Origin of the sequence: Achromobacter sp. Marseille-Q0513, from assembly GCF_018195695.1 — a bacterium.
In the GTDB taxonomy this organism is placed as follows: Bacteria; Pseudomonadota; Gammaproteobacteria; order Burkholderiales; family Burkholderiaceae_B; genus Achromobacter.
On sequence record NZ_JAGTJY010000056.1, the window covers coordinates 1 to 20226 of the forward strand.

Annotated in this window: 19 protein-coding genes; 10 read left to right on the forward strand and 9 right to left on the reverse strand. The window is 70.1% G+C overall.

The genetic code is table 11. The features are described from left to right. The 4 genes from KDH83_RS13810 to KDH83_RS13825 form a co-directional block, all read right to left on the reverse strand. On the reverse strand, positions 1-339 hold a 339-nt coding region (locus KDH83_RS13810; RefSeq protein ID WP_212316634.1), incomplete at its 3' end, for a serine hydrolase domain-containing protein. A gap of 19 nt (positions 340-358) precedes the next feature. After that, complete coding sequence (locus tag KDH83_RS13815) at positions 359-874, reverse strand: GNAT family N-acetyltransferase (protein WP_212316636.1); 516 nt, start codon at positions 872-874, stop codon at positions 359-361. Between the two features lie 99 nt (positions 875-973). Continuing rightward, entirely contained in the window at positions 974-2422 is a 1449-nt protein-coding gene (locus KDH83_RS13820; protein ID WP_212316638.1) for a transporter substrate-binding domain-containing protein, read from the reverse strand. A 258-nt stretch (positions 2423-2680) separates the two neighbouring features. Next, positions 2681-3730, reverse strand: coding sequence for an endonuclease (locus tag KDH83_RS13825; protein WP_249205101.1), 1050 nt, complete (start codon positions 3728-3730; stop codon positions 2681-2683). A 251-nt stretch (positions 3731-3981) separates the two neighbouring features. On the opposite strand from KDH83_RS13825, the gene KDH83_RS13830 reads away from it, so the two are divergent. Beyond that, positions 3982-4881, forward strand: coding sequence for an amidohydrolase family protein (locus KDH83_RS13830; RefSeq protein WP_212316641.1), 900 nt, complete (start codon positions 3982-3984; stop codon positions 4879-4881). Between the two features lie 107 nt (positions 4882-4988). Then, positions 4989-6218 (forward strand): MFS transporter, encoded by a 1230-nt coding sequence (locus KDH83_RS13835; RefSeq protein WP_212316643.1) that lies wholly within the window; start codon positions 4989-4991, stop codon positions 6216-6218. A gap of 43 nt (positions 6219-6261) precedes the next feature. On the opposite strand, the gene KDH83_RS13840 is transcribed toward KDH83_RS13835, so the two are convergent. Both KDH83_RS13840 and KDH83_RS13845 read right to left on the reverse strand, forming a co-directional pair. After that, positions 6262-6567 carry an NIPSNAP family protein gene (locus tag KDH83_RS13840; RefSeq protein ID WP_212316696.1) on the reverse strand — a complete coding sequence of 102 codons (306 nt, stop codon included), beginning with the start codon at positions 6565-6567 and terminating at the stop codon, positions 6262-6264. 97 nt (positions 6568-6664) lie between these two features. Continuing rightward, positions 6665-7546, reverse strand: a complete 882-nt coding sequence (locus tag KDH83_RS13845) for a LysR substrate-binding domain-containing protein (protein ID WP_212316645.1) — start codon at positions 7544-7546, stop codon at positions 6665-6667. 76 nt (positions 7547-7622) lie between these two features. On the opposite strand from KDH83_RS13845, the gene KDH83_RS13850 reads away from it, so the two are divergent. The 5 genes from KDH83_RS13850 to KDH83_RS13870 all read left to right on the forward strand — a co-directional run bounded on the left by KDH83_RS13850 (position 7623) and on the right by KDH83_RS13870 (position 12545). Then, a complete protein-coding gene (locus tag KDH83_RS13850) occupies positions 7623-8771 on the forward strand; it encodes a four-carbon acid sugar kinase family protein (protein ID WP_212316647.1) in 1149 nt (382 codons plus the stop codon). A gap of 26 nt (positions 8772-8797) precedes the next feature. After that, positions 8798-9799: a 4-hydroxythreonine-4-phosphate dehydrogenase PdxA gene (pdxA, locus tag KDH83_RS13855; RefSeq protein WP_212316649.1), complete on the forward strand. Its 1002-nt coding sequence runs from the start codon at positions 8798-8800 to the stop codon at positions 9797-9799. A gap of 11 nt (positions 9800-9810) precedes the next feature. Then, the gene (locus tag KDH83_RS13860; protein ID WP_212316651.1) at positions 9811-10485 is read left to right on the forward strand and encodes a 4-hydroxythreonine-4-phosphate dehydrogenase; all 675 of its coding nucleotides are present in this window, start codon (positions 9811-9813) and stop codon (positions 10483-10485) included. A 162-nt stretch (positions 10486-10647) separates the two neighbouring features. Next, positions 10648-11646 carry a tripartite tricarboxylate transporter substrate binding protein gene (locus KDH83_RS13865; protein ID WP_212316653.1) on the forward strand — a complete coding sequence of 333 codons (999 nt, stop codon included), beginning with the start codon at positions 10648-10650 and terminating at the stop codon, positions 11644-11646. 74 nt (positions 11647-11720) lie between these two features. Further along, positions 11721-12545 carry a creatininase family protein gene (locus KDH83_RS13870; protein WP_212316655.1) on the forward strand — a complete coding sequence of 275 codons (825 nt, stop codon included), beginning with the start codon at positions 11721-11723 and terminating at the stop codon, positions 12543-12545. Here the strand turns inward: KDH83_RS13870 and KDH83_RS13875 are convergent. Genes KDH83_RS13875 through acnA form a run of 3 tightly spaced genes read right to left on the reverse strand, consistent with a single transcriptional unit; the run spans position 12520 to position 16873 of the window. Further along, a complete protein-coding gene (locus tag KDH83_RS13875) occupies positions 12520-13272 on the reverse strand; it encodes an ABC transporter substrate-binding protein (RefSeq protein WP_212316657.1) in 753 nt (250 codons plus the stop codon). The genes KDH83_RS13870 and KDH83_RS13875 overlap by 26 nt on opposite strands. A 28-nt stretch (positions 13273-13300) precedes the next feature. Continuing rightward, positions 13301-14215, reverse strand: a complete 915-nt coding sequence (locus tag KDH83_RS13880; RefSeq protein ID WP_212316659.1) for a GntR family transcriptional regulator — start codon at positions 14213-14215, stop codon at positions 13301-13303. 21 nt (positions 14216-14236) lie between these two features. After that, positions 14237-16873 (reverse strand): aconitate hydratase AcnA, encoded by a 2637-nt coding sequence (gene acnA, locus KDH83_RS13885; RefSeq protein WP_212316661.1) that lies wholly within the window; start codon positions 16871-16873, stop codon positions 14237-14239. Positions 16874-16993: 120 nt separating this feature from the next. Between acnA and KDH83_RS13890 the strand changes: the two genes are divergently transcribed. The 3 genes from KDH83_RS13890 to KDH83_RS13900 all read left to right on the forward strand — a co-directional run. After that, on the forward strand, positions 16994-17986 hold the full coding sequence (locus KDH83_RS13890) for a tripartite tricarboxylate transporter substrate binding protein (RefSeq protein WP_212316663.1): 993 nt from the start codon (positions 16994-16996) through the stop codon (positions 17984-17986). Between the two features lie 54 nt (positions 17987-18040). Next, entirely contained in the window at positions 18041-19102 is a 1062-nt protein-coding gene (locus tag KDH83_RS13895) for a lactonase family protein (protein ID WP_212316665.1), read from the forward strand. Between the two features lie 188 nt (positions 19103-19290). Further along, the coding region (locus KDH83_RS13900; protein ID WP_212316667.1) for a nitrate- and nitrite sensing domain-containing protein at positions 19291-20226 on the forward strand (936 nt) is incomplete at its 3' end.

Consider the following 20226-nt stretch of genomic DNA (forward strand, 5'->3'; position numbering starts at 1 on the left):
CCCGGCGCTGTGCTGCATGAGCTGGCGCGCAGTGATCGCGTCGCAGGCGTAGCCGGCCGAACGCAGCAGGTCCAGGTGCGCCGGCGAGAGCAGGCCGGCGATGGGCGCGTCCAGGTCCAGCAGGCCGCGCTCTTTCAGGCGCAGCGCGATGGCCGCGGTCATGGTCTTGGTGTTGCTGGCGCTGCGGAACGGCGTATCCAGCGTCAGCGCGCGGCCGGCGGCGGCATCGGCCATGCCGGCCGCGACGCCCCAGGGACGGGCCGCGCCGGCGCCGGCGATGCAGAGGGCCGTGGGCGCGTCCAGCGCGCGTACCGGGGCGTTCAGGACATCGGGATTCACGCGTGCTCCTTGGATCGGTTCATTGTTCGTTGTGGCCAGGCGGCAGGCAGAAGCGCAGGAAGCCGTCGCCGGCGAGCTTGTGCACATACTCGTCCGGGGATTTCTCGAAACCCAGCCGATGGTAGAACTTGGCGCCGCCCGCGTTGCCGTCGTCCACTGTCAGCCGGAGATGAGTGTAGCCATTGCCCAGCCCGCGCCGGGCGACCTCGCGCAGCAGCCGTTCGCCGATGCCCGCGCCGCGGCGGGCGGCGTCCACATAAAGATCCTGCACGTAGATGCCGGGCTCGCCCACCCAGGTCGAGAAGAAGGGGAAGTACAGGCACATGCCGGCGAAACCGCCGGCGTCCTCGGCCAGCATCACTTCGAATTCCGGCCGCTCACCGAAACCGTGGCGCTCCAGGCCCTCGCGCGTGCTGCGCAGGCGTTCGGGCACGCCCAGCGACGCCGCCAGTTCCTGGAGCGCGCGCAGGATCGCGTCGCAATCGGATTTGGCTGCGATGCGAAAGCGCAGGTCTGGCGGAGGCGTGACGGGCATGGCGTCCTGGGCGGCGTGGCGGCGAAGGACAGACCATAGCAGAGACGAGGAGGGCGCGCCGCGCGTCCGCGGCGGCGGGGCGCGCGGGGGCGGCAGATGTCAGCGGGTCGCCAGTCCGCCGGCGTCATTCGCCTCGCCCTGCGTGCGGATCAGCGAATAGGCGATGTAGTACTTGTAGATATTGCTGACGTACTGGACCGTCTCACGGCCGATGCGTTGCGACGCCACGCGCTCGACGTTGTTGAACCAGACGTTGGGATCCAGCCCCAGCTTGGCGGCTTCCTTGCGCAGCCTGTTCACGCGGCCAGGGCCGGCGTTGTAGGCGGCGAAGGCGAACAGGCCCTTGTCCAGCTCGGTCATGGGTTCGTTGGCATAGTAGTGGTCTATCGTCTGCCGCACATACTTGATGCCCCCGCGGATATTGTTCTGCTCGACGTGGATGCTGCCGACCTGCAGCTCCTTGCCGGTGGCGGGCATGATCTGCATCACGCCGATCGCGCCAACCGCGCTCTTGGCGTTCTGGTTCAGCCGCGATTCCTGGTATCCCTGGGCCACCATGAGCAGCCAGTCGATGTTGTACTCCTGGCCATAGCGCTGGAAATGCGTGGTCAGGCGATGAAAGCGTTCCAGGTCTTCCGGATCGGCCGCGTGCTTCACCCATTTGGTCGACATCAGGTACTTCTTGAACTGCTGCCTGCCGAAGGCGGTGTCGCCGCGATGCGTGTCCATGAAGGGATTGATCGTGGCGGCGAGCAGCGGCGAGTCCTTGCGGAAGGCGAAGGCGACGTCGTTGCCGGCGTCCACGGTCAGGTCCTCGCGCACGACGATGCCGGGAAAGATCTGCTTCCAGAAATTGGCCAGATAGCGGTCGGCGACGGTGATCTTCACCAGATCCGCGTTGACCATTTCCAGGATGTCATCGGTTTCGAAAACGCCGGGCGCGTCGCGGATCACGATGGGGCGCTTGCCGCGCGCCTGCAGCGCGGCGCTGAGCGTCTTGAGGCTGCTGTAATAGCTGCTGGATGGGTTGACGAGCACTTCCCTGCCCGCCAGGTCGTCCAGCGACGCGAGCGGCGCGGCGCTCGCCGAGGTGACGATGAGCTCGCGCACGCCGGATGCCAGCGGATGCGAAAAGTCCACCTGCGCGCGGCGTTCGTCCGTGATGGTCAGGTTGGCGGCGACGAGGTCGCCCTTGCCTGCCAGCAGGTCCGGGATCAGCCGGTCGCGGGGCGTGGGCAGGAAGACCACGTGGATCCGTTCGTGGTGCGCCTTGATGCCGGCGTTCAGGCTCTTCTCGAACTCCGTCATCATGTCGACGATGAGGCCGCGCTGCGCGCCGCCCTTGTCCAGGAAGTAGAGCGTCTTGTTGTACGGCACCAGCACGCGGACCTGATGCCGCTTCTTCATGCCATCCAGGTCGCCGGTCCAGGGCTTGATGTTGTAGGCCAGGCTCAGCGGATCCTTGCCCTGTGCCGCGGGCGCGGCTTGCGCGGTGGTGAAAAGGGCGGCAAAGCACAATGCCGCGGCCACGACGAAACGCGAACGCATGATGTCCCTCTCCCGGTGGCGCCCGCCATGCTTGTCGCGCAGGGTCGGGCAACAGCTCTTCTTGTGGTCCGGTCCAGGCCGTGCAGCTTTGGGGCGATCGCCGGATGGTGCGTCGTTATGCGTTGAAATATATCGTAATTCGAATTCGGAAAATTGAACTCTTTGCCGCGATTGCAACGATTGTTGTTTTCGCGCCCGGGGCGGGGGAAGGCCCCGGCCCCGGCCCCGGCCGTGATCCTTGCCGGGGCCAGCGGCGGATCAGTCCGCTTCGTCGATGCGCACGGACACCGGGAAGTGATCGCTGTAGCCATCCACATTCACGTTGCGCGCGGCGTCGCCCTTGGGCAGGCCGAAGCGGATCGGCCCTTCGCCGACGCGATGGTCCACCATCTCGGGATAGGCTTCGATGCGCGCGCTTTCCACCCGCGCGCGTAGCGCGCCGGATCCGGCCAGCAGGCCGCGCGCGACCAGGATCTGGTCGAACACATTGCCGTCGCCGCTGAAATACAGCGTGCCGTCCAGATCGCGCGCCTTGCCACGATGGTCGACCGCGGCCTGCGTCAGGTAGCGCCAGCTCAGGTTGTAGAACCGGGCGCTCTGCGCGCGCGCCACGTCGCCCTGCTCGCGCGTGGCGCCTGCGTGGATCGTGAGCGAGGCGTCGAACGGATCGTCGTTGAAATCGCCCATGGCCAGGATGGCCGCGTCGGGCCCTTTCACCTCGCGGATGCGCTCGTGCCAGTAGCCCAGCGTTTCGCCCGCCGTGGCGCGGAAACCCGCCGAATATTGCGGCCCGCGTCCGGCCGGCGCCGAGCGCGACGGCCAGTGGTTGGCCAGCGCGATCAGCTCGTTGCCGGCGGCGGTGACGAAGGTGCATTGCGTGATGTCGCGCGTGCCGGTGCGGCGCATGACCCAGTGCGAGAACAGCTCCTTGCGCCTGGGTTTCAGCCGCTTGCCGTCCGTGATGAAGGCCGTGTCGATGCCGCGCTGCTCGCGTTCCGCGTCCACGTGGATGATGTCGTAGGCGCGGTCCGGCAGCAGCGCGTTGAGCCGTTCGGCCAGGGCCTGCAGGGCATGGCGGTTCTCGACCTCGCAGACGCCCAGCAGGTCGGGCCCCTGGCCGTCGCCCATCCGCGCGATGATAGCCGCCAGCTGCGCCACCTTGCGCTCGAACAGCTCCGGGGTCCAGCCTCGCAGGTCGTTGCGCAGCCTGTCGGCCAGCCAGGGTTCGCGCTCGGGGTAGCCCTCGGGCGCGAACAGGTTTTCCAGGTTCCAGAACGCCACCAGATAGTCCATCGGATCGTCCTCCATGCCGCGCGTCGGGCGACGCGGCCTCGCCTTGTCATGCGGGGATTGTTCAGGCCGCAGGTTGCAGCTTCATGAGCGGAAATATTGGACGAGCGGGACGGGCGTGACTCTTCTAGATGTCTGATTTCGTTCACTTTTTGACGAGGGTTTTCACCGAGTCATTCGTGCGCGATTGGACCTAGTATTGCGCCCGTTGCGCCGGCCCGCAGCCGCGATCCGCCGGCGTTCGTATGTCAGCTTCAGGAAGGAACAGCATGCGCAGCAGTCCGACGCGTCCCGGGCGGGACGTTCCCTTTTGCCTGCCGCCCCAGGAACGGGTCGAAGCGGCCAGCTTCGAGATTCCGCCGGGCGCCTGCGATACGCACGCGCACGTCGTGGCGGCCGACGCGCAGGCCTATCCGATGGTGCCCGAGCGCAGCTACACGCCGCATCCGGCGACCGAGCAGTCCTATCTGTCCATGCTGGACGCGCAGGGCATGGCGCGCGGCGTGCTGGTGCAGATCAGCGTCTACGGCACCGACAACCGCTACATGCTGGAAGTGTTGCGCCGCCATCCGGACCGGCTGCGCGGCATCGGCGTGGTGGCGCCCACGGTGACGGACGCCGAGCTGGAGGCCATGCACGCCGCCGGCGTGCGCGGCCTGCGCATCAACGTGCTGTTCGGCGGCGGCATCGGCTTCGACGCGATGGAGACCCTGGCGCGGCGCATCGCCGGCCTGGGCTGGCACATGCAGTTCCTGATGGATGCGCGCCAGCTGCCCGAGCTGATGCCGCGCATGCGCAAGCTGCCGGTGCCGGGCGTGATCGATCACATGGGTCACATGCCGGTGGCGCAGCGCACGGACAGCGCGGGCTTCCAGGCCATGCGCCATCTGCTGCGCGAACACGGCTGGTGGGCCAAGCTGTCCGGCGCCTATCGCATCAGCGAACGCCACGACAGCCACGACGATGTCACGCCATGGGCGCGGGCGCTGATCGAGGCCGCCCCCGACCGGCTGGTATGGGGCAGCGACTGGCCCCACGTGCACATCACGCGCATGGTCGACACGGGCAGGCTGCGCAACCAGCTGGCGGACTGGGCGCCGGAGCCGGAGATGCGCAAGCGCATCCTGGTGGACAACCCGCAGCGGCTGTACGGCTTCCCGGCGGCCTGAACGCCCTGGCCACGCGGGGGCCAGGCAAGCCCGCATCGCTTATTCATCCGCGCCGCGGTGGCATCCGCGCGCGCATCTTCCCCTTGCAACATCAAAGAGGCATCCGCATGCAATGGTACAAAGAGCTCAGCGTCACCGAGCGCCGCACGTTCATCGGCGCCTTTGGCGGCTGGGCCGTCGACGCGCTCGACTTCATGGTCTTCACCTTCGTGATCTCCACGCTCATCAATTTGTGGGGCATAGACAAGGGTCAGGCCGGCATGCTGGGCACCGTCACGCTGCTGTTCTCGGCGCTGGGCGGCTGGCTCGCCGGCATCCTGGCCGACCGCTACGGCCGCGTGCGCGTGCTGCAATACACCATCCTGTGGTTCTCGGTCTGCACGGTGGCCATCGGCTTCGCGCAGAACTTCGAACAGCTGTTCGTGCTGCGCGCGCTGCAAGGCCTGGGTTTCGGCGGCGAGTGGGCGGTCGGCTCGGTGCTGATGGGCGAGATCGTCCGCGCCCAGCATCGCGGCAAGGCCGTGGGCACGGTGCAGAGCGGCTGGGCGGTGGGCTGGGGCGCGGCGGCGATCCTGTACACGCTGGCCTTCTCGCTGCTGCCGCCCGAGTGGGCCTGGCGCAGCCTGTTCTGGATCGGCGTGCTGCCGGCCTTCCTGGTGCTGTACATCCGCAAGCACGTGCCCGAGCCCGAGGTGTTCCAGCGCAACCTCGCCAAGCAGAAGGACGCGGCGCAGCGCACGTCCTTCTGGGCGATCTTCTCGCCGGCCCTGCTCAAGACCACGGTGGTTACCTCCTTGCTGTGCACGGCGGTGCAGGGCGGCTACTACGCGATCACGACCTGGTTGCCGACCTTCCTGAAGACCGAGCGCAACCTGTCCGTGCTGAACACGGGCGGCTACCTGCTGGTCATCATCCTGGGCTCGTTCTGCGGCTATATCGTCGGCGCCTATCTGGCCGACCGCCTGGGCCGGCGCGCCAACCTGCTGATCTTCTCGGTGCTGTCGGCGGCCAGCGTCTACCTGTACACGCAGGTGCCGCTGAGCAATGAGCAGATGCTGGTGCTGGGCTTTCCGCTGGGCTTCGCCGCCTCGGGCATCTTCAGCGGCATCGGCGCCTACCTGACCGAGCTGTTCCCGTCCTCGGTGCGCGCCACGGGACAGGGCTTCGCCTACAACTTCGGGCGCGGCATCGGCGCGTTGTTCCCGAGTCTGGTGGGTTTCCTGAGCCAGACGCATGGGCTGGCCTGGGCCATCGGCGCCTTCGCCACCGGGGCCTATGTGATGGTGATCCTGACCGCGCTGCTGCTGCCCGAGACCAAGGGGCGCGAGCTGTCCTGAGCGCGACGCGGACGGGACCGGCGCGCGCCGGCCCCGTCCGTGATCAGCCGAACACCGGCCGGAAGAAGCTGCGCTCGTAGCTCAGGATGCAGCGCGTGTCTTCGGCGTACTTGAACGCCGCCGCGCATGCCGGATCGTCCTTGGACTGATTCCTGTACGTTTCATAGGCCGCCAGGCTGGGGAAGGTGAACAGCGCCAGCGCGATGTTGTTGGCGCCTTCGGAGGGCAGGAAGTAGCCGTGGTGGCTGCCGCCGAATTTCTCGACCAGCGGGATCCAGAGTTTCCCGTAGTGTTCGAATTCGGCCAGCTTGGACGGGTCGATGACGTAGCGGAGATAGCAGGTGACCATGGAATGCGCCATGCCTTGTGTGGGTGGGTGAGATGCGCAGCCTAGGCAGACGCGCGACTCGCGTCAACCGCGAGAGGCCCGTCTGGCCACGCTGTCTTCAGGCGTCGGCCTCGCGCGCCGCGCCGGTCAGCCAGTCCTTCAGCGCCGCCAGGGCCGGCGCCGCGCCGGGGGGCGCGGCCTTGGGTTCGATCAGGCCGTATTCCGAGCCGTCGGGCGCGAAGCCCAGCGGCGCGGCCAGCCGGCCGCTGCGCAGGTCGTCCAGCGCCAGGATGCGCGGACAGAGCGCCACGCCCAGGCCGGCGGCGGCGGCTTCGACGATCAGGAAATGGTGGTCCAGGTAGCGCGTGGCGCGCGGCGCGGCGCGGCCGGGCTGCTGGCCCAGCCAGTCGTCCCAGGCCGCCGGGCGCGTGCGCGAGGCCAGCGCCACATAGTCGCCGGCCTCGAAGCCGGGCAGCAGGGCCGGGGTCATGACCGGCCCCATGCTTTCGCGCATCAGCGGCGTGACGCGCCAGTCGGGGTGCACGGGGAAGTCCAGCCGGCGCAGCGCCAGCGAGACCTGGTCGCGCGAGAAATCCAGCGGCCCGCCGCCGACCGACAGGTGCAGCTCGATCTCCGGATGGCTGTCCTGGAAGGCGGATAGCCGAGGGATCAGCCAGCGCATCGCCACCGAGCGTTCACAGGACAGCACCACCGGACGCTTGGCGTCGCGGTCGCGCAGCGAGTCGATGGTGTCGTTGATGAGGGCCAGCGCGCGGCCCATGGCCGAAGCCAGGGCCTGGCCTTCGGTCGTCAGGCGCAGGCCGCGGCCGGCCGGCTCGAACAGCTCCAGGCCCAGGTCGTCGCTCAGCTTGGCCACGCGCCGGCTGACCGCGCCGTGGGTGAGCGCCAGCGCGTCGGCGGCCGCGCGCATGGAACCCAGCCGGGCGACGGCCTCGAAGGCGCGCATGTCGTTCAGGGAAGGGCGTCGGGTCGTTTTCATTGGTGAGTTTCCATCACCATAAAAAGTCAGAAAGTATGGATTTTTCTGCTTGGTGATCTGCATTTTAATCACCAATATGAACACACAGAAAGACCCCGCGAACCAGGTCGGCATCATCGCCGACGACCTGACCAGCGCCGCCGACGGCGCCGGCCCTTTCATGGAATGGGCCGGCGTGGCGCATATCAGCCGGGGCGGCCTGACGCGTTCCGACGCGCCGGTGCTGTCGGTCGACACCGGCAGCCGCGCGCTCGGCGAGGCCGAGGCCGGCCAGGTCGTGTGGCGCGCCGCGCGGGCGCTGGCCGAGTGCGGCACCTTGTACAAGACCATGGACTCGACGCTGCGCGGCCATGTGCGCGAAGAGCTGTCGGCCGCGTTCCGCGCCAGCCGCCGCCAGCTGCTGGTGGTGGCGCCGGCCTTTCCCGACGCGGGCAGGCTGACGCTGGGCGGCAACCAGTACGTGCATGGCAAGCTGGTGGCCGCCAGTGCCTATGGCCAGGATCCCGTGCACCCGGCGCGCACCTCGCGCATCCTGGACCTGATCGATCCGGCCCTGGGACCGGCCATCGTGGTGCCCGAGGACGCGAGCGCGGCCGAGCTGCGCGCCGCCGCCGGCAAGGCGCGCGTGCTGGTGCTGGACGCCAGCAGCCAGCAGGCGCTGAACGACCGCGTGGCGCAACTGTCCCTGCACGCCTGTCTGTGGGCCGGGTCGCCCGGCATGGCGCAGGCGCTCGCCTTCCAGCTCGGCGCGCGCGCCGCCACGCCGCTGGCCCCGCGCCGCGCGTCGCGCGTGCTGGTCGTGGTGGGCAGCGCCAACCGCGTCAGCCATGAACAATGCGCCGCGCTGCAGGCCGCCGGCGCGCAGCGCATCCAGGATGCCGACGAGATCCGCGCCGACGCCGCGGTCGTGTTCCTGCAGGCGCCCGCGCAGCCCGACGGCGATTCGGCCAGGGTGCTGGCCGGGCTGGTCAGGCAGGCCCGCCGCGCGCTCATGGCGCACAGCTTCGACGCCCTGATCGCCACCGGCGGCGATACCATGGCCGCCCTGCTCGACGCGCAGGCCATACATGCCTTCACGCTGCTGTCCGAACTGGAGCCCGGCTTTCCGCTGGGCGTCACCGGCCTGGCCGGCCGCGACCGTTCCCTGCTGCTCGCGATGAAGGCGGGCGGCTTCGGCGGCCCCGATACGCTGCGCGCCGCCGCCTGGCGCCTGCTTGGCCATTAACCGTCCCTTTCCTCCTGGAGCCCTCAATGTCCGCTTCCGCACTGCCCATGGCCGTGACCATGGGCGACCCCTCCGGCATCGGCCCGGAGATCGTCGCCAAGACCCTGTTGCAGCCCGACTACGCGCGGCGCTGCGTGGTGGTGGGCGATGCCGCCGTGATGGCGCGCGCGCTCGATGCCCTGGGCGCCGCTGATCGCCTGCGCGTGGTGCGCGACGTGGGCGAGGCCGTGTCCGCCGCGGCCTTCGAGCCGGACGCCATCCGCCTGTTGCCTTCGTCCGAGATGGCGGCCCTGCCGCCGCTGGGGCGGGTCGATCCGGCCAGCGGCAAGGCCGCCTACCAGGCCATCTGCCACGCCATCGACCTGGCCCGCGACGGGCGCGTGGCGGGCATGGTGACCGCGCCCATCCACAAGGAGGCGCTGTCCGCCGCCGGCGTGCCCTATCCCGGGCACACCGAGATCCTGGCCGACCGCGGCGGCGCCGGGCGCGTGGCCATGATGCTGGCCAACGACGTCATCGCCACCGTGCTCGTGACCATCCACTGTTCGCTGCGGCAGGCCATCGAGCGCGCCGATTTCGACGCGCAGATGTCGGCCATCCGGCTGGCGCACCAGGGCGGCCGCGCGCTGGGCGTGGCCGCGCCGCGCGTGGCGGTGGCGGGCCTGAATCCGCACGCCGGCGAAGGCGGGCTGTTCGGCGACGAGGAAGCCCGCATCATCCTGCCGGCCATCGAGGCCGCGCGGCGCGAGGGCATCGACGCCAGCGGCCCCTGGCCCGGCGACACGGTCTTCATGCAGGCGCGCCAGGGCCGTTTCGACGTGGTGGTGGCGCAGTACCACGACCAGGGCCTGATCCCGGTCAAGTACCTGGGCCTGGACCAGGGCGTCAACATCACGCTGGGCCTGCCCTTCGTGCGCACCAGTCCCGACCACGGCACGGCGTTCGACATCGCCGGGCAGGGCAAGGCCGATCCGGCCAGCCTGCAGACCGCCATCGACTACGCCTTCCGCCTCGCCGCCCATTCCTAGGATCAGACGCCATGAGCCATCCCGACTTCATCTTCATGCTGACGCGCAACGACCGCACCGTCGCGGGCGCCGCCGAGTACCTGGAAACCGCGCTGGAGGCCGGCGTGCGCCACATCGGCTTCAAGGACATCGGCCAGCCGGTGGAAGAACTGGCGCGGCTGAACCAGCGCATCAGGGCGGCGGGCGCGTCCAGCTATCTGGAAGTGGTATCGCAGGACCTGGACAGCGAACTGACGTCGGTGCGGGTGGCGCTGGAACTGGGCGTGGACTACCTGCTGGGCGGCACGCACGTGGACGCGGTGCTGCCGCTGCTGGCCGGCTCGCGCATCCGCTACTACCCGTTTCCCGGCGAAGTCTACGGCCACCCCAGCATCCTGGGCGGCACGCTGGAGGAGATCGTCGCCAGCGCCCGCCGCATCGGCGCGATGCCGGGCGTGCATGGGCTGGACCTGCTGGCCTATCGCGCCAGCGTCGACGTGCCGATGCTGATGGCGGAGGTCTGCCGGCAGGCCGACGTGCCCGTGATCATGGCCGGCTCCATCGACACCACGGCGCGCATCCAGATCGTGCGCGACGCGGGCGCGGCGGGCTTCACGGTGGGCACGGCGGCGCTGGACGAGCGCTTCCCGGCCCCCAGGCCCGGGCTGCTCGCGCAGCTGCGGACCATTCTGGCGGCGGCGTCCTGAGCCGCGTCTTGTTCATTGTCCGCGCCGAGGAATGGCCTCAAGGGCGCGGGCAAGCGCATTCATAAGCTGTTCCGTTGCACAGGCAGTACCCAGACCAACAAGTCGTAGCCGGGCGGCAAGCCCGAGAACGATGGGCCGGCGACCATCCGCAAGGAGTTCGCAATGAGGAAGCACATATTTCCCTGTGACGGCTGGATCGCGGCGTTGCGCGCCGTGGTCCTGGGCGGGGCCGTCCTGGCCGCGGCCGCGCCTGGCGCGGCGGCCGCCGATTTTCCCGAGCGCCCGCTCAAGATCGTCGTGCCCTATGCCCCGGGCGGCTCGACCGACGTGGTGGCCCGCATGCTGGGCGAGAAGCTGGCCGCGAAGTTCGGGCAGCCGGTGCTGGTCGAGAACCGGCCCGGCGCCAGCGAGCAGATCGCCTCGGCCTACGTGGCCAAGTCCACCGCCGACGGCTACACCATCATGCTGGCGACCATGGCCGGCCTGGCCGTCAATCCCTGGCTGTACCAACTGCCCTACGACGTGCTGCATGATTTCGCGCCCGTCGTGGCCGCCGTCAAGATGCCGAGCTTCATCGTGGTCCATCCCCAGACGCCGGTCAAGACGGTGCCGCAGCTGACCGACTATCTCAGGAACAACCGCGTGAGCTACGCGACCGCCGGCACCGGCACGCCCAGCCACCTGGCCATGGAGATGTACAAGAAGTACGCCAAGGTCGACGCCGAAAGCGTGCAGTACAAGGGCGGCGCGCCGGCCCTGCAGGACGTGATGGCCGGTCATGTTCCGGTGATGGTGGCGCTGGCGCCGGAGGCGCTGCCCTACATCAAGGCGGGCAAGCTCAGGGCCCTGGCCGTGACCAGCGCCGGACGGTCTCCCTTCCTTCCCGACGTGCCTGCGGTCACCGAGTACCCCGACCTGAAGGGCTTCGAGATCGATCAATGGCTGGGCTTCGTGGCGCCGGCGGGCACGCCCGGCGCCGTCGTCAACACGCTCAACCAGGCCATCAATGACGCGCTGGCGGATCCGCAGGTGCGCTCCAGGCTGGCCGAGCTGTCCATCCTGCCGCAGGGCGGTTCGGTCGCGCACTTCACGCAGCTGATGCGCAACGAGAACGTGAAATGGAAGCAGGTCATCAAGGAGGCCGGCATCAAGCTCCAGTGAGGCCGGCGGCGTCCTGCGGGGCGCCGCGCCGCCTGTCGCACCCGCAGTCCATCCCTTATCCCGCGAGAACCATCATGCTCTTGACCTCCAGCCCCTGGTTGCACGAACGCAGCTGGACTTCGGTCCAGGAATATCTCAAGCACGACGACCTGATCCTGGTCCCGATCGGCGCCACCGAACAGCACGGCCGCCACACCCCGCTCATGGTCGACACCGGCTGGGCGATCGCCGTGGCCGAAGGCGCGGCCCTGGCCACCGGCACGCTGGTCGCGCCGCCGCAGCACGTGGGCTGGTCGCCGCATCACCTGGCCTATTGCGGCGCGCTGACCTTTCGTCCCGAGACCTTGATCAGCGTGATGGTGGACATCGGCGAATCGCTGATCCACCACGGCTTCAAGAAGATCGTGTTCGTCAACGGCAACCGTATCGCCAACCTGCCGCCGATGGAGATCGCCGCGGCCAAGCTGCGCTTTTCCACCGGCGCCTACGTGTCCGTGGTCGACGCCGGCCTGATCGCGCGCAGGGAAGTCGGCGAGATCTGCCAGGCCGGGGAAAACGGCCATGGCGGCGACAGCGAGACCTCGTTCATGCTGCACTGGCGTCCGGACCTGGTGGACATGTCGCAGGCTGCTGCCGGCAAGCCGCATCAGACGGGCGGATCGTTCCCGACCAATCCCATGCCCTATCAGCCGCCGTTCGACCAGAACGTGATCTCGGTGCGTATCACCGCCGACGAAATGCTGCGGGGACACGAGTCGGGCATCAGCGGCGACGCCACCGTGGCCGACGCGGACAAGGGCCGGCGCGTGCTGGAAGCCATCGTGCGCAACACGGCCCGGCACATCGAGGAGGCCCGACGCCTGCAACCCGAGGTCAGGCGCCCGCCGATTCCGATCTGACCGCCGCCGGCGCCACCGATGCGCCCTGGATGCCGTGGCGCGCGAGCGCGCCGGCGACGAAGCCGCCGGCCTTCATGCGTTCGACGAAATCGGCCAGGTGGCGCTGGGCCTCGGCCGGATAGCCCTTGGGGCAGCCCATGGCCTGGCGGATCACCATGAAGCGGCCCGGCAGCAGGCGCAGCCCGGCATGGCGGGCTGCGTCGGCCTCGAGCTGCTGGCGCACGCCGGCGGCCACGTCCAGCTCTTGTTCCAGGAAGGTGTCGACCACCGCGGGCGAGGTCGGCGCGCGCATGATCTCGGCCGCCTTCAGCTCGCGCGTCAGGTACAGGTCATAGGCGCTGCCCTTGCCCACGGCCACGCGCAGGCCGGCGCGGTCCACTTCTTCGTTGGCGCGCAGCGGCGAGTCCTGCCGCACCAGATAGGCGCCCTCGATCAGCACATAGGGCTCGGTGAAGGCGATGCCCGCGCCGCGCACGGGATCGACGGCGAAAAAGCCGATATCCGCCTGCGCCTGCGTCACGATGTCGACCGATTTGCCGGCGGCGTCCACCACCACGAGCTCCAGCTCGACGCCGAGCTCGCCGGCATAGGCCCGCGCCAGGTCGATCGAGACGCCGGCGGGCTGGCCGCTGGCCGCGTCCAGGCGGGCAAGGATGGGATTGCCGAGATTGATCGCGGCGCGCAGTTTTCCGGTGGGGCAGAAGGCTAGGGCGATGGATGGGCTCATGGCAGGCGCGCGGGTCGAGGCCCGCGGATCAGGGTGGCGCGTTCGGAGGCCTGGCGTCGGGCGAACGCAGGATGGGGGTGATGAGGGCGATGTTGTGCAGCGTGCTCGACAGGTGCTCGCGCATCGCGTCCGAGGCTTCCTGGTTGCGTTCGCGTTCCAGCAGGTCGAGGATGTGCAGGTGTTGCTCGCAATGTTCGCGGTAGCGCTTGCGGTCGCGCATCGAGCGGTATGACAGCAGCCGGCGCACGCGGTTCACGCGGCGGATGGCGTCGATGAAGAAGGCGTTGCCCGACGCTTCGACCAGCGATTCGTGAAAGCGCACGCCGCGATCGTGCAGCTGGTCCGCGCTGTCGGTCTCGATGCCGCCGTTCAGCAGATGCTTTTCGGCCTGGCGGCAGCGCGCCAGCACGGCGGGATCGAGCCGGTAGCCGGGTTCCAGCAGCGCCGCGGGCTCCAGCGCCAGCCGCAGCCGGTAGGATTGCAGCAGCGCATCGGGCGTGCGCATCATGGCCGAGAATTCCCAGCCGTAGCCGGGCCGGCGCTCGATCCAGCCTTCGGCGCCGATGCGGTCCAGCACGGCGTTCAGCTGGCTGGCCGTCAAGCCGTAGCGCTGGCGCAGCAGCGACTCGGTGACGGCATCCGGCAGCGCGCCGCCCAGCAGGTCGTCGGCGATGCGGAAGTAGGCCTCGCGCGTCGGATCCGGCGCGTTGTCCAGCGACAGCACCAGCGCATCCGGCAAGTCCTGCGCCACGAAATAGCCGCGGTTCGGCATGCGCGTCACCAGGCCCTTGTCGGCCAGCTGGCGCAGCGCCTCGTTGACCGGCGAGCGCGACAAGCGCAGCCTGTCGGCCAGCATCTGCGCGGGCAGGTGCGAACCGGGCGGCATGGCCTCGGCCTGGATCAGGCCCACGATCTGCGCGGCGATGGAGCTCTGCGATTTCATGCGCTCCACTGTAACCCGGTTTCATGCGGCGTCCGGACGCTCCGGGGCCGTGTCCAGCGCGTGCCGCAGGATGCGCGGCATCACGCCGCCGGCGGCCAGCAGCTCGGTTTCCAGCTGCGTTTCCACCGCCGCGATCGCATCGAAAGCGAGCTGTCCGCCATCGGCGCGCAGCACGCGCACCGGCACCGTGGCGCGCGGCCGCAGCGCGCTGGCGGGCGCATTGATTTCGATGCGGTCGCCGGGCGCGAGCTTGAGGCGGGTCGGCCCCCATTGCGGCGGCAGGCGCAGCGGCAGGATGCCCATGCCGATCAGGTTGCTGCGGTGGATGCGTTCGAAGCTCAGCGCCAGCACGGCGCGTATGCCCAGCAGGCGCTGGCCCTTGGCGGCCCAGTCGCGCGACGATCCGGTGCCGTAGCGCTCGCCCGCGACCAGCACCACTGGCAGCCCGGCGTCGCGGTAGCGCGCGGCGGCCTCCCACAGCGGCAGCGTCTGGCCCGAGGGCGCGTGCAGCGTGTGCGCCACCGGCGCCACGGGCGCGTACAGGTTGACCAGGCTGCGGCTGTGGAAGGCGGCGCGCAGCATGACTTCCCAGTTGCCCCGGCGCGAGGCGAACACATTCAGGTCGCGCCGGTCTTCGCCGCGCGCCGCCAGGAAATCGGCCACCAGGCTGTCGGGCGGAATGGCGCTGGCCGGCGAGATGTGGTCGGTGGTGACGTCGTCGCCCAGCACCAGCAGCGGATGGGCCGTGTACTGGCCGAGCAGGCTGCCGGCGTCCAGCGCGGCGAAGGGCGGACGCCGCAGGATGGTGGAGTCCGGCTGCCAGGGAAAGCGCGTGCCCGAGGGCGCCGCCAGCGCGTGCCAGTCGGGGTTGGCCTGCGCCGCCTGGAAGTCGCGCGCGAAATCGGCGGCGTCCAGGCCGGCGTCCAGGCAGGCCTGGATTTCCTCGTCCGTGGGCCAGATGTCGCGCAGGAGGACCGGCGCGCCGTCGGCGTCGAAGCCCAGCGGCTCGGCGGCCAGGTCGCGCTCGGCGTCGCCGGCCAGCGCATAGGCGACCACCAGCGGGGGCGACACCAAGAATCCGAGCTCCAGGTCGGGATGCACGCGGCCGGGGAAATTCCGGTTGCCCGACAGGATGGCCACGGGCCGCGCGTGACCGGCCTGCGCGGCCTGGGCCACGCGTTCGGGCAGCGGACCGGAATTGCCGATGCAGGTGGTGCAGCCGTAGCCCACGATGTCGAAGCCGGCGGCGGACAGATCGTCCAGCAGCCCGGCGCGGCGGAGGTAGCTGGCGGCGGCGGGCGATCCCGGCCCCAGCGAGGTCTTGACCCAGGGCGCGGCGGCCAGTCCGCGCGCGCGCGCCTTGCGCGCCAGCAGGCCGGCCGCGATCAGCAGCGCCGGGTCCGAGGTATTGGTGCAGCTGGTGATCGCGGCGATGGCCACGGGATAGGCCGGCAGGCCGTCCGGCGTGCCCGGGGCGCGCGGGCCGCTCGCGACCAGCGCGGCGGGCACGCCGGCCAGCGGCAACAGGTCTTGCGGCCGGCGCGGGCCGGCCGCGTGGCTGGCGATGTCGTCCAGCGCGATGGTGATCGTGCGCGTGTAGCGGGGGCGGGCCTGCGGATCGAACCACAGGCCGTTGCGCCGCAGGTAGGCGCGCGCCAGGTCCAGCGCGTCCGAGCTTCTGCCGGTCTGGCGCAGATAGTCCAGCGTGCGTTCGTCGGGCGGGAAGTAGCCGGTGGTGGCGCCGTATTCCGGCGCCATGTTGGCGACCACGGCCCGGCTGCCGGCGGACAGCGTGGCGACGCCGGGGCCGAAGAATTCCACGAACTCGCCGGACACGCCGATCTGGCGCAGCCGCTGCGTGACGGTCAGCGCCAGGTCGGTGGCCAGTGCGCCGGGAGGCAGGGCGCCGGTCAGTTCCACGCCGATCACGTCGGGAATGCGCAGCATGGTGGGCATGCCGAACATGACCGTCTGCGCTTCCAGGCCGCCCACGCCCCAGCCCAGCACGCCGATGCCGTTGATCATGGGCGTGTGGCTGTCGGTGCCGATCATCATGTCGGGCGCGGCCCAGCGCTCGCCGTCCAGGTCCAGCTCGCGCACCAGCACGGCCAGCTGTTCCAGGTTGAGCGTATGCATGATGCCCGTGCCGGGCGGATGGATGCGCACGCCGCGCAGCGCGCCGGCGGCCCAGCGCAGGAAGCGGTAGCGCTCGCCGTTGCGGCGGATCTCGTGGCCGATGTTGATGCGGGCCGCGTCCGGGCGCGCATGCACTTCCACCGCCAGCGAATGGTCGACCGACACGTCCACCGGCAGCGTGGGGTTGAGCAGGGCCGGGTCGGCGCCGGCCTCGGCCAGCGCGTCGCGCATGGCGGCGATGTCCACCAGCGCCGGCGTGCTGGTGGTGTCGTGCATCAGCACGCGGCCGGGCTGGAAGGCGATTTCCGCTGCGCTGGCGCCGTCGCGCAGCCAGTCGAACAGCGCCGCCACCGTGGCCGCGCGTTCGGCGCCGCGCTGGTGGCGCACGGCGTTTTCCAGCAGCAGCCGCAGCACCACGGGCAGGCGCGGGTAGTCCGCGCCGAGCGCGGGCAGGTCGACGATGCGGTAGGCCCGCGCGCCCACGCGCAGCGTGGCGGGCGTGAAATCGGGGAAAGTATCCATGCCGGCATTATTGCATTTTCAGATTTAAAAATGCAATATAGAAAAAAGAGGACCGGCCGGACCGCGCAGCGCGGGCGGACCAGTCCCAGCCCGAACCCAATGCCGGCACAGGAGACTGCCATGCGATTTACCCGACGGCTGCTTGCCGCCCTGACCCCGCTCGCGGCGGGGGCCTTCCTCCCTGCCGCGCCCGCCGCCGCGCAGGACTATCCCAGCCGTCCGGTCACGCTGATCGTGCCCTTCTCGGCGGGCGGCGGCGTCGACGCCATCGCGCGCCTGCTGGCGGAAAAGCTGCGCGACACGCTCAAGCAGAGCATCGTGGTGGAGAACAAGCCCGGCGCCAGCGGCATGCTGGGCGCGCAATACGTGGCCAAGGCCGCGCCCGACGGCTACACGCTGCTGCTGGGCTCGGCCGGCGAGACGGCGATCAATCCCTACGTCTACAAGGGCCGCATGCTGTACTCGCCCGAGAAGGACCTGGCGCCGGTGACGCTGGTGACGCGCGTGCCCAATGTGCTGGTGGCGGGGCCGTCCCTGCAGGCCGCCAGCGTGGCCGAGCTGGTCGAGCGCGCGCGCGCCAAGCCCGGCGCGCTGACCTATGCCACCAGCGGCGTGGGCAACCCGCAGCACCTGAACGGCGAGCTGCTGCAATCGCTGGCCGGCATCACCATGGTCCATGTGCCGTACAAGGGCGCGTCCGGCCAGTTGGCCGACGTGGCCAGCGGCAATGTCGACATGACCTTCGTCAGCTACGCGGGCGCCGCGCCCTTCATCCAGGGCGGGCGCGTGAAGGCGCTGGCGGTGACGTCGGCCACGCGCGCCAGCTTCGCCAAGGACATCCCCGCCATCGCCGAGACGCCGGGCCTGTCGGCCTACGCGCTGGAAAACTGGTTCGGCCTGTATGCGCCGGCGCGCACGCCGCCGGCGGTGGTGCAGCGCGTGTACGAGGCGGTGCGCGACGCGCTGGCCGATCCGGCGCTGGCGCAGCGCCTGCGCGAGCAGGGCGGCGAGCCGGCGCCGCTGGCGCCCGCCGAGTTCGCCGCCTTCATCGCCAGCGAGAGCAGGCAGTACGCCGCCATCGTCGAGCGCGCTGGCATCACCGCCGACAAGTGAGGAAGCGGCCATGAACACGGATCCGGCGGGTAACGCGCAGGGCAGGGAGGCCGCATGTACGCATACCTAGGCTGTCGCACCACCCGCGAGCGCAATGCGCGCGGCACGGGCATTTCGGTGTTCAAGGTGGATCCGGCCAACGCCCGGCTGGAACTCGTGCAGTTGCAGGAAGGGCTGGTGAACCCCTCGTACCTGGCGCTGAACGCGCGCGGCGACCGGCTGTATGCCGTGCACGGCGACACCAGCGGCATCAGCGCCTATGTGGTCGATGGGCGCGACGGGCGGATCTGCGCGCTGAACCGCCAGGACACGGGCGGCCTGAATCCCGTGCACCTGGCCATCGACCCGACGGGACGGCACGTGATCGTGTCCAACCATATCGGCGCCAGCGTGGCCGTGCTGCCGATCGGCGCCGATGGCGAACTGGGGCCGGCCTGTCAGCTGCTGCCGCTGGAAGGGACGCCGGGCCCGCACCGGGTCGAGCAGAAGCAGGCCAAGCCGCACGCCAATCCCTTCGCGCCCGACGGCCGCCACGTGATTGTGCCGGACAAGGGGCTGGACCGGATCTTCTCGTTTCGCTGGACGGATGGCAGGTTGACCGCCGCCGCGTCGCCGGCCGCCGTGGCGCGCGAAGGCGCGGGGCCCAGGCACCTGGCGTTCCACCCGGCGGCGTCCCACGCCTATTGCGTCAACGAGCTGGATTCGACGGTGACGGCCTATCGGTATGACGCGGCCAGCGGCGCGCTCGAAGCGATGCAGATCCTGCCCAGCGTGCCGGATACGCACACCGGCAACAATCGCGCCGCCGCCATCCTGGTCGATGCCCGGGGCGAACGCGTGTATGTGTCGAATCGCGGGCACGACAGCATCGCCGCCTTCCGGGTGGACGCGGCCAGCGGCCGCCTGTCCTGGATCGGCGCCGTGGCGTCCGGCGGACGCACGCCGCGCTTCATGACGCTGATGCCGGGCAGCGATTGGCTGTATGCCTTGAACGAGGACAGCGACAGCATCGTCGCCTTCCGTGTCGACGCCGCGAGCGGCGCGCTGACGCGCGCGCCGGGAGAAACGCGCACCGGCAGCCCGGTCTGCATGGTGTTCGGCGGCAGATCGGCCTAGCGCAGGCGCGCCCGCGCGCCGGCCGCGCGGCGCGGAAAATTCGGCTCCGGTTTGACTTAAGACAAACCGACCATGAAGCAGCTCTATAGTTTGTCACCCGCCCGCCGTAAGCGGATTGAAGGAGTTTTGCCGGTCACGACACGCCAGACATGGCGGGAAGCCCGGCCAGACTATAGGGAAGTACGAATATGAAACGTCTGCTCGGCATGTTGCCGCTACAGCGCAAATTCCTGCTGCTGGGTGGTTTGAGCCTGATCCTGTTCGCCGTCCCGCTGCTGCTGTACGTCAAGGCGTCGTGGGAGACCGCGGCGCAGAAGCGCCTGGAAGCCGCGGGCGCGCGCCCGGTCGCCTCGCTGCTGCAGGCCGTGCGCCTGGTGCAGGCGCATCGCGGGCTGTCCAACCTGCATCTGAACGGGGGCCGCGAGGCGGGCGAGGAACGGCGCCGGCTGGCGCCCGGCGTCGATGCGCAATGGCGCGAGCTGGACACGCGGCTGCGCGAGGCGGCCGCGCCCGCCTCGGCGCTTGCCACGCTCGATGCGCTGGCCCAGGAATGGCGCGCGCTGCGCAAGCAGGTGGATGACGCGGATATCGCCGCGCCAGCGAGCTTCGAGCGTCATACCGCGCTGGTCGCGCGGCTGCTGCTGTTCAAGAACACGCTGCTGGATGATTTCAAGCTCAGTCTCGATGCGGACCTGGGCGCGTCCGCGCTGATCGCGGCGGCCTATCAGGACCTGCCCGTGGCGGCCGAGACGCTGGGCCAGGTGCGCGCCCGCGCGGCGGCGGCGCTGGCGGCCGGCGAGCCGGGCGCGGCGCAGCGCCTGGCGGTGGACACCGGGCTGGCGCGCGCTCGCGACATGGGCGCGAACATCGCGCGCAACCTGGAACGCGCGGGAACCGGCGCGCCGGCGCTGGCGGCGCAGATCGATGCCGCCGCCGGGCGGGTGCGGCAGGCGCTGGAGGGCATGGACGAACTGACGCGCTCGTCGCTGGCGCGCGCCGCCAGCCTGGCGGATGACGAACGGCGCGGCTATTTCGGCAAGGCCACCGCGCAGCTGGAGGCGCTGTACCGCGAGATCGACGGCGCCACGGCGCTGGCGACCGGGACGCTGGGGCGCGCGGGGGGC

Bases quoted from the DNA above. Each gene is read 5' to 3' on its own strand.
- pdxA (WP_212316649.1), top strand. From the start codon at position 8,798: ATGTCCGCTTCCGCACTGCCCATGGCCGTGACCATGGGCGACCCCTCC.
- KDH83_RS13890 (WP_212316663.1), top strand. From the start codon at position 16,994: ATGCGATTTACCCGACGGCTGCTTGCCGCCCTGACCCCGCTCGCGGCG.
- KDH83_RS13815 (WP_212316636.1), bottom strand. From the start codon at position 874: ATGCCCGTCACGCCTCCGCCAGACCTGCGCTTTCGCATCGCAGCCAAA.
- KDH83_RS13860 (WP_212316651.1), top strand. From the start codon at position 9,811: ATGAGCCATCCCGACTTCATCTTCATGCTGACGCGCAACGACCGCACC.
- KDH83_RS13850 (WP_212316647.1), top strand. From the start codon at position 7,623: ATGAACACACAGAAAGACCCCGCGAACCAGGTCGGCATCATCGCCGAC.
- KDH83_RS13820 (WP_212316638.1), bottom strand. From the start codon at position 2,422: ATGCGTTCGCGTTTCGTCGTGGCCGCGGCATTGTGCTTTGCCGCCCTT.
- KDH83_RS13865 (WP_212316653.1), top strand. From the start codon at position 10,648: ATGAGGAAGCACATATTTCCCTGTGACGGCTGGATCGCGGCGTTGCGC.
- KDH83_RS13870 (WP_212316655.1), top strand. From the start codon at position 11,721: ATGCTCTTGACCTCCAGCCCCTGGTTGCACGAACGCAGCTGGACTTCG.
- KDH83_RS13875 (WP_212316657.1), bottom strand. From the start codon at position 13,272: ATGAGCCCATCCATCGCCCTAGCCTTCTGCCCCACCGGAAAACTGCGC.
- KDH83_RS13840 (WP_212316696.1), bottom strand. From the start codon at position 6,567: ATGGTCACCTGCTATCTCCGCTACGTCATCGACCCGTCCAAGCTGGCC.
- KDH83_RS13880 (WP_212316659.1), bottom strand. From the start codon at position 14,215: ATGAAATCGCAGAGCTCCATCGCCGCGCAGATCGTGGGCCTGATCCAG.
- KDH83_RS13825 (WP_249205101.1), bottom strand. From the start codon at position 3,730: ATGGAGGACGATCCGATGGACTATCTGGTGGCGTTCTGGAACCTGGAA.
- acnA (WP_212316661.1), bottom strand. From the start codon at position 16,873: ATGGATACTTTCCCCGATTTCACGCCCGCCACGCTGCGCGTGGGCGCG.
- KDH83_RS13845 (WP_212316645.1), bottom strand. From the start codon at position 7,546: ATGAAAACGACCCGACGCCCTTCCCTGAACGACATGCGCGCCTTCGAG.
- KDH83_RS13895 (WP_212316665.1), top strand. From the start codon at position 18,041: ATGTACGCATACCTAGGCTGTCGCACCACCCGCGAGCGCAATGCGCGC.
- KDH83_RS13830 (WP_212316641.1), top strand. From the start codon at position 3,982: ATGCGCAGCAGTCCGACGCGTCCCGGGCGGGACGTTCCCTTTTGCCTG.
- KDH83_RS13835 (WP_212316643.1), top strand. From the start codon at position 4,989: ATGCAATGGTACAAAGAGCTCAGCGTCACCGAGCGCCGCACGTTCATC.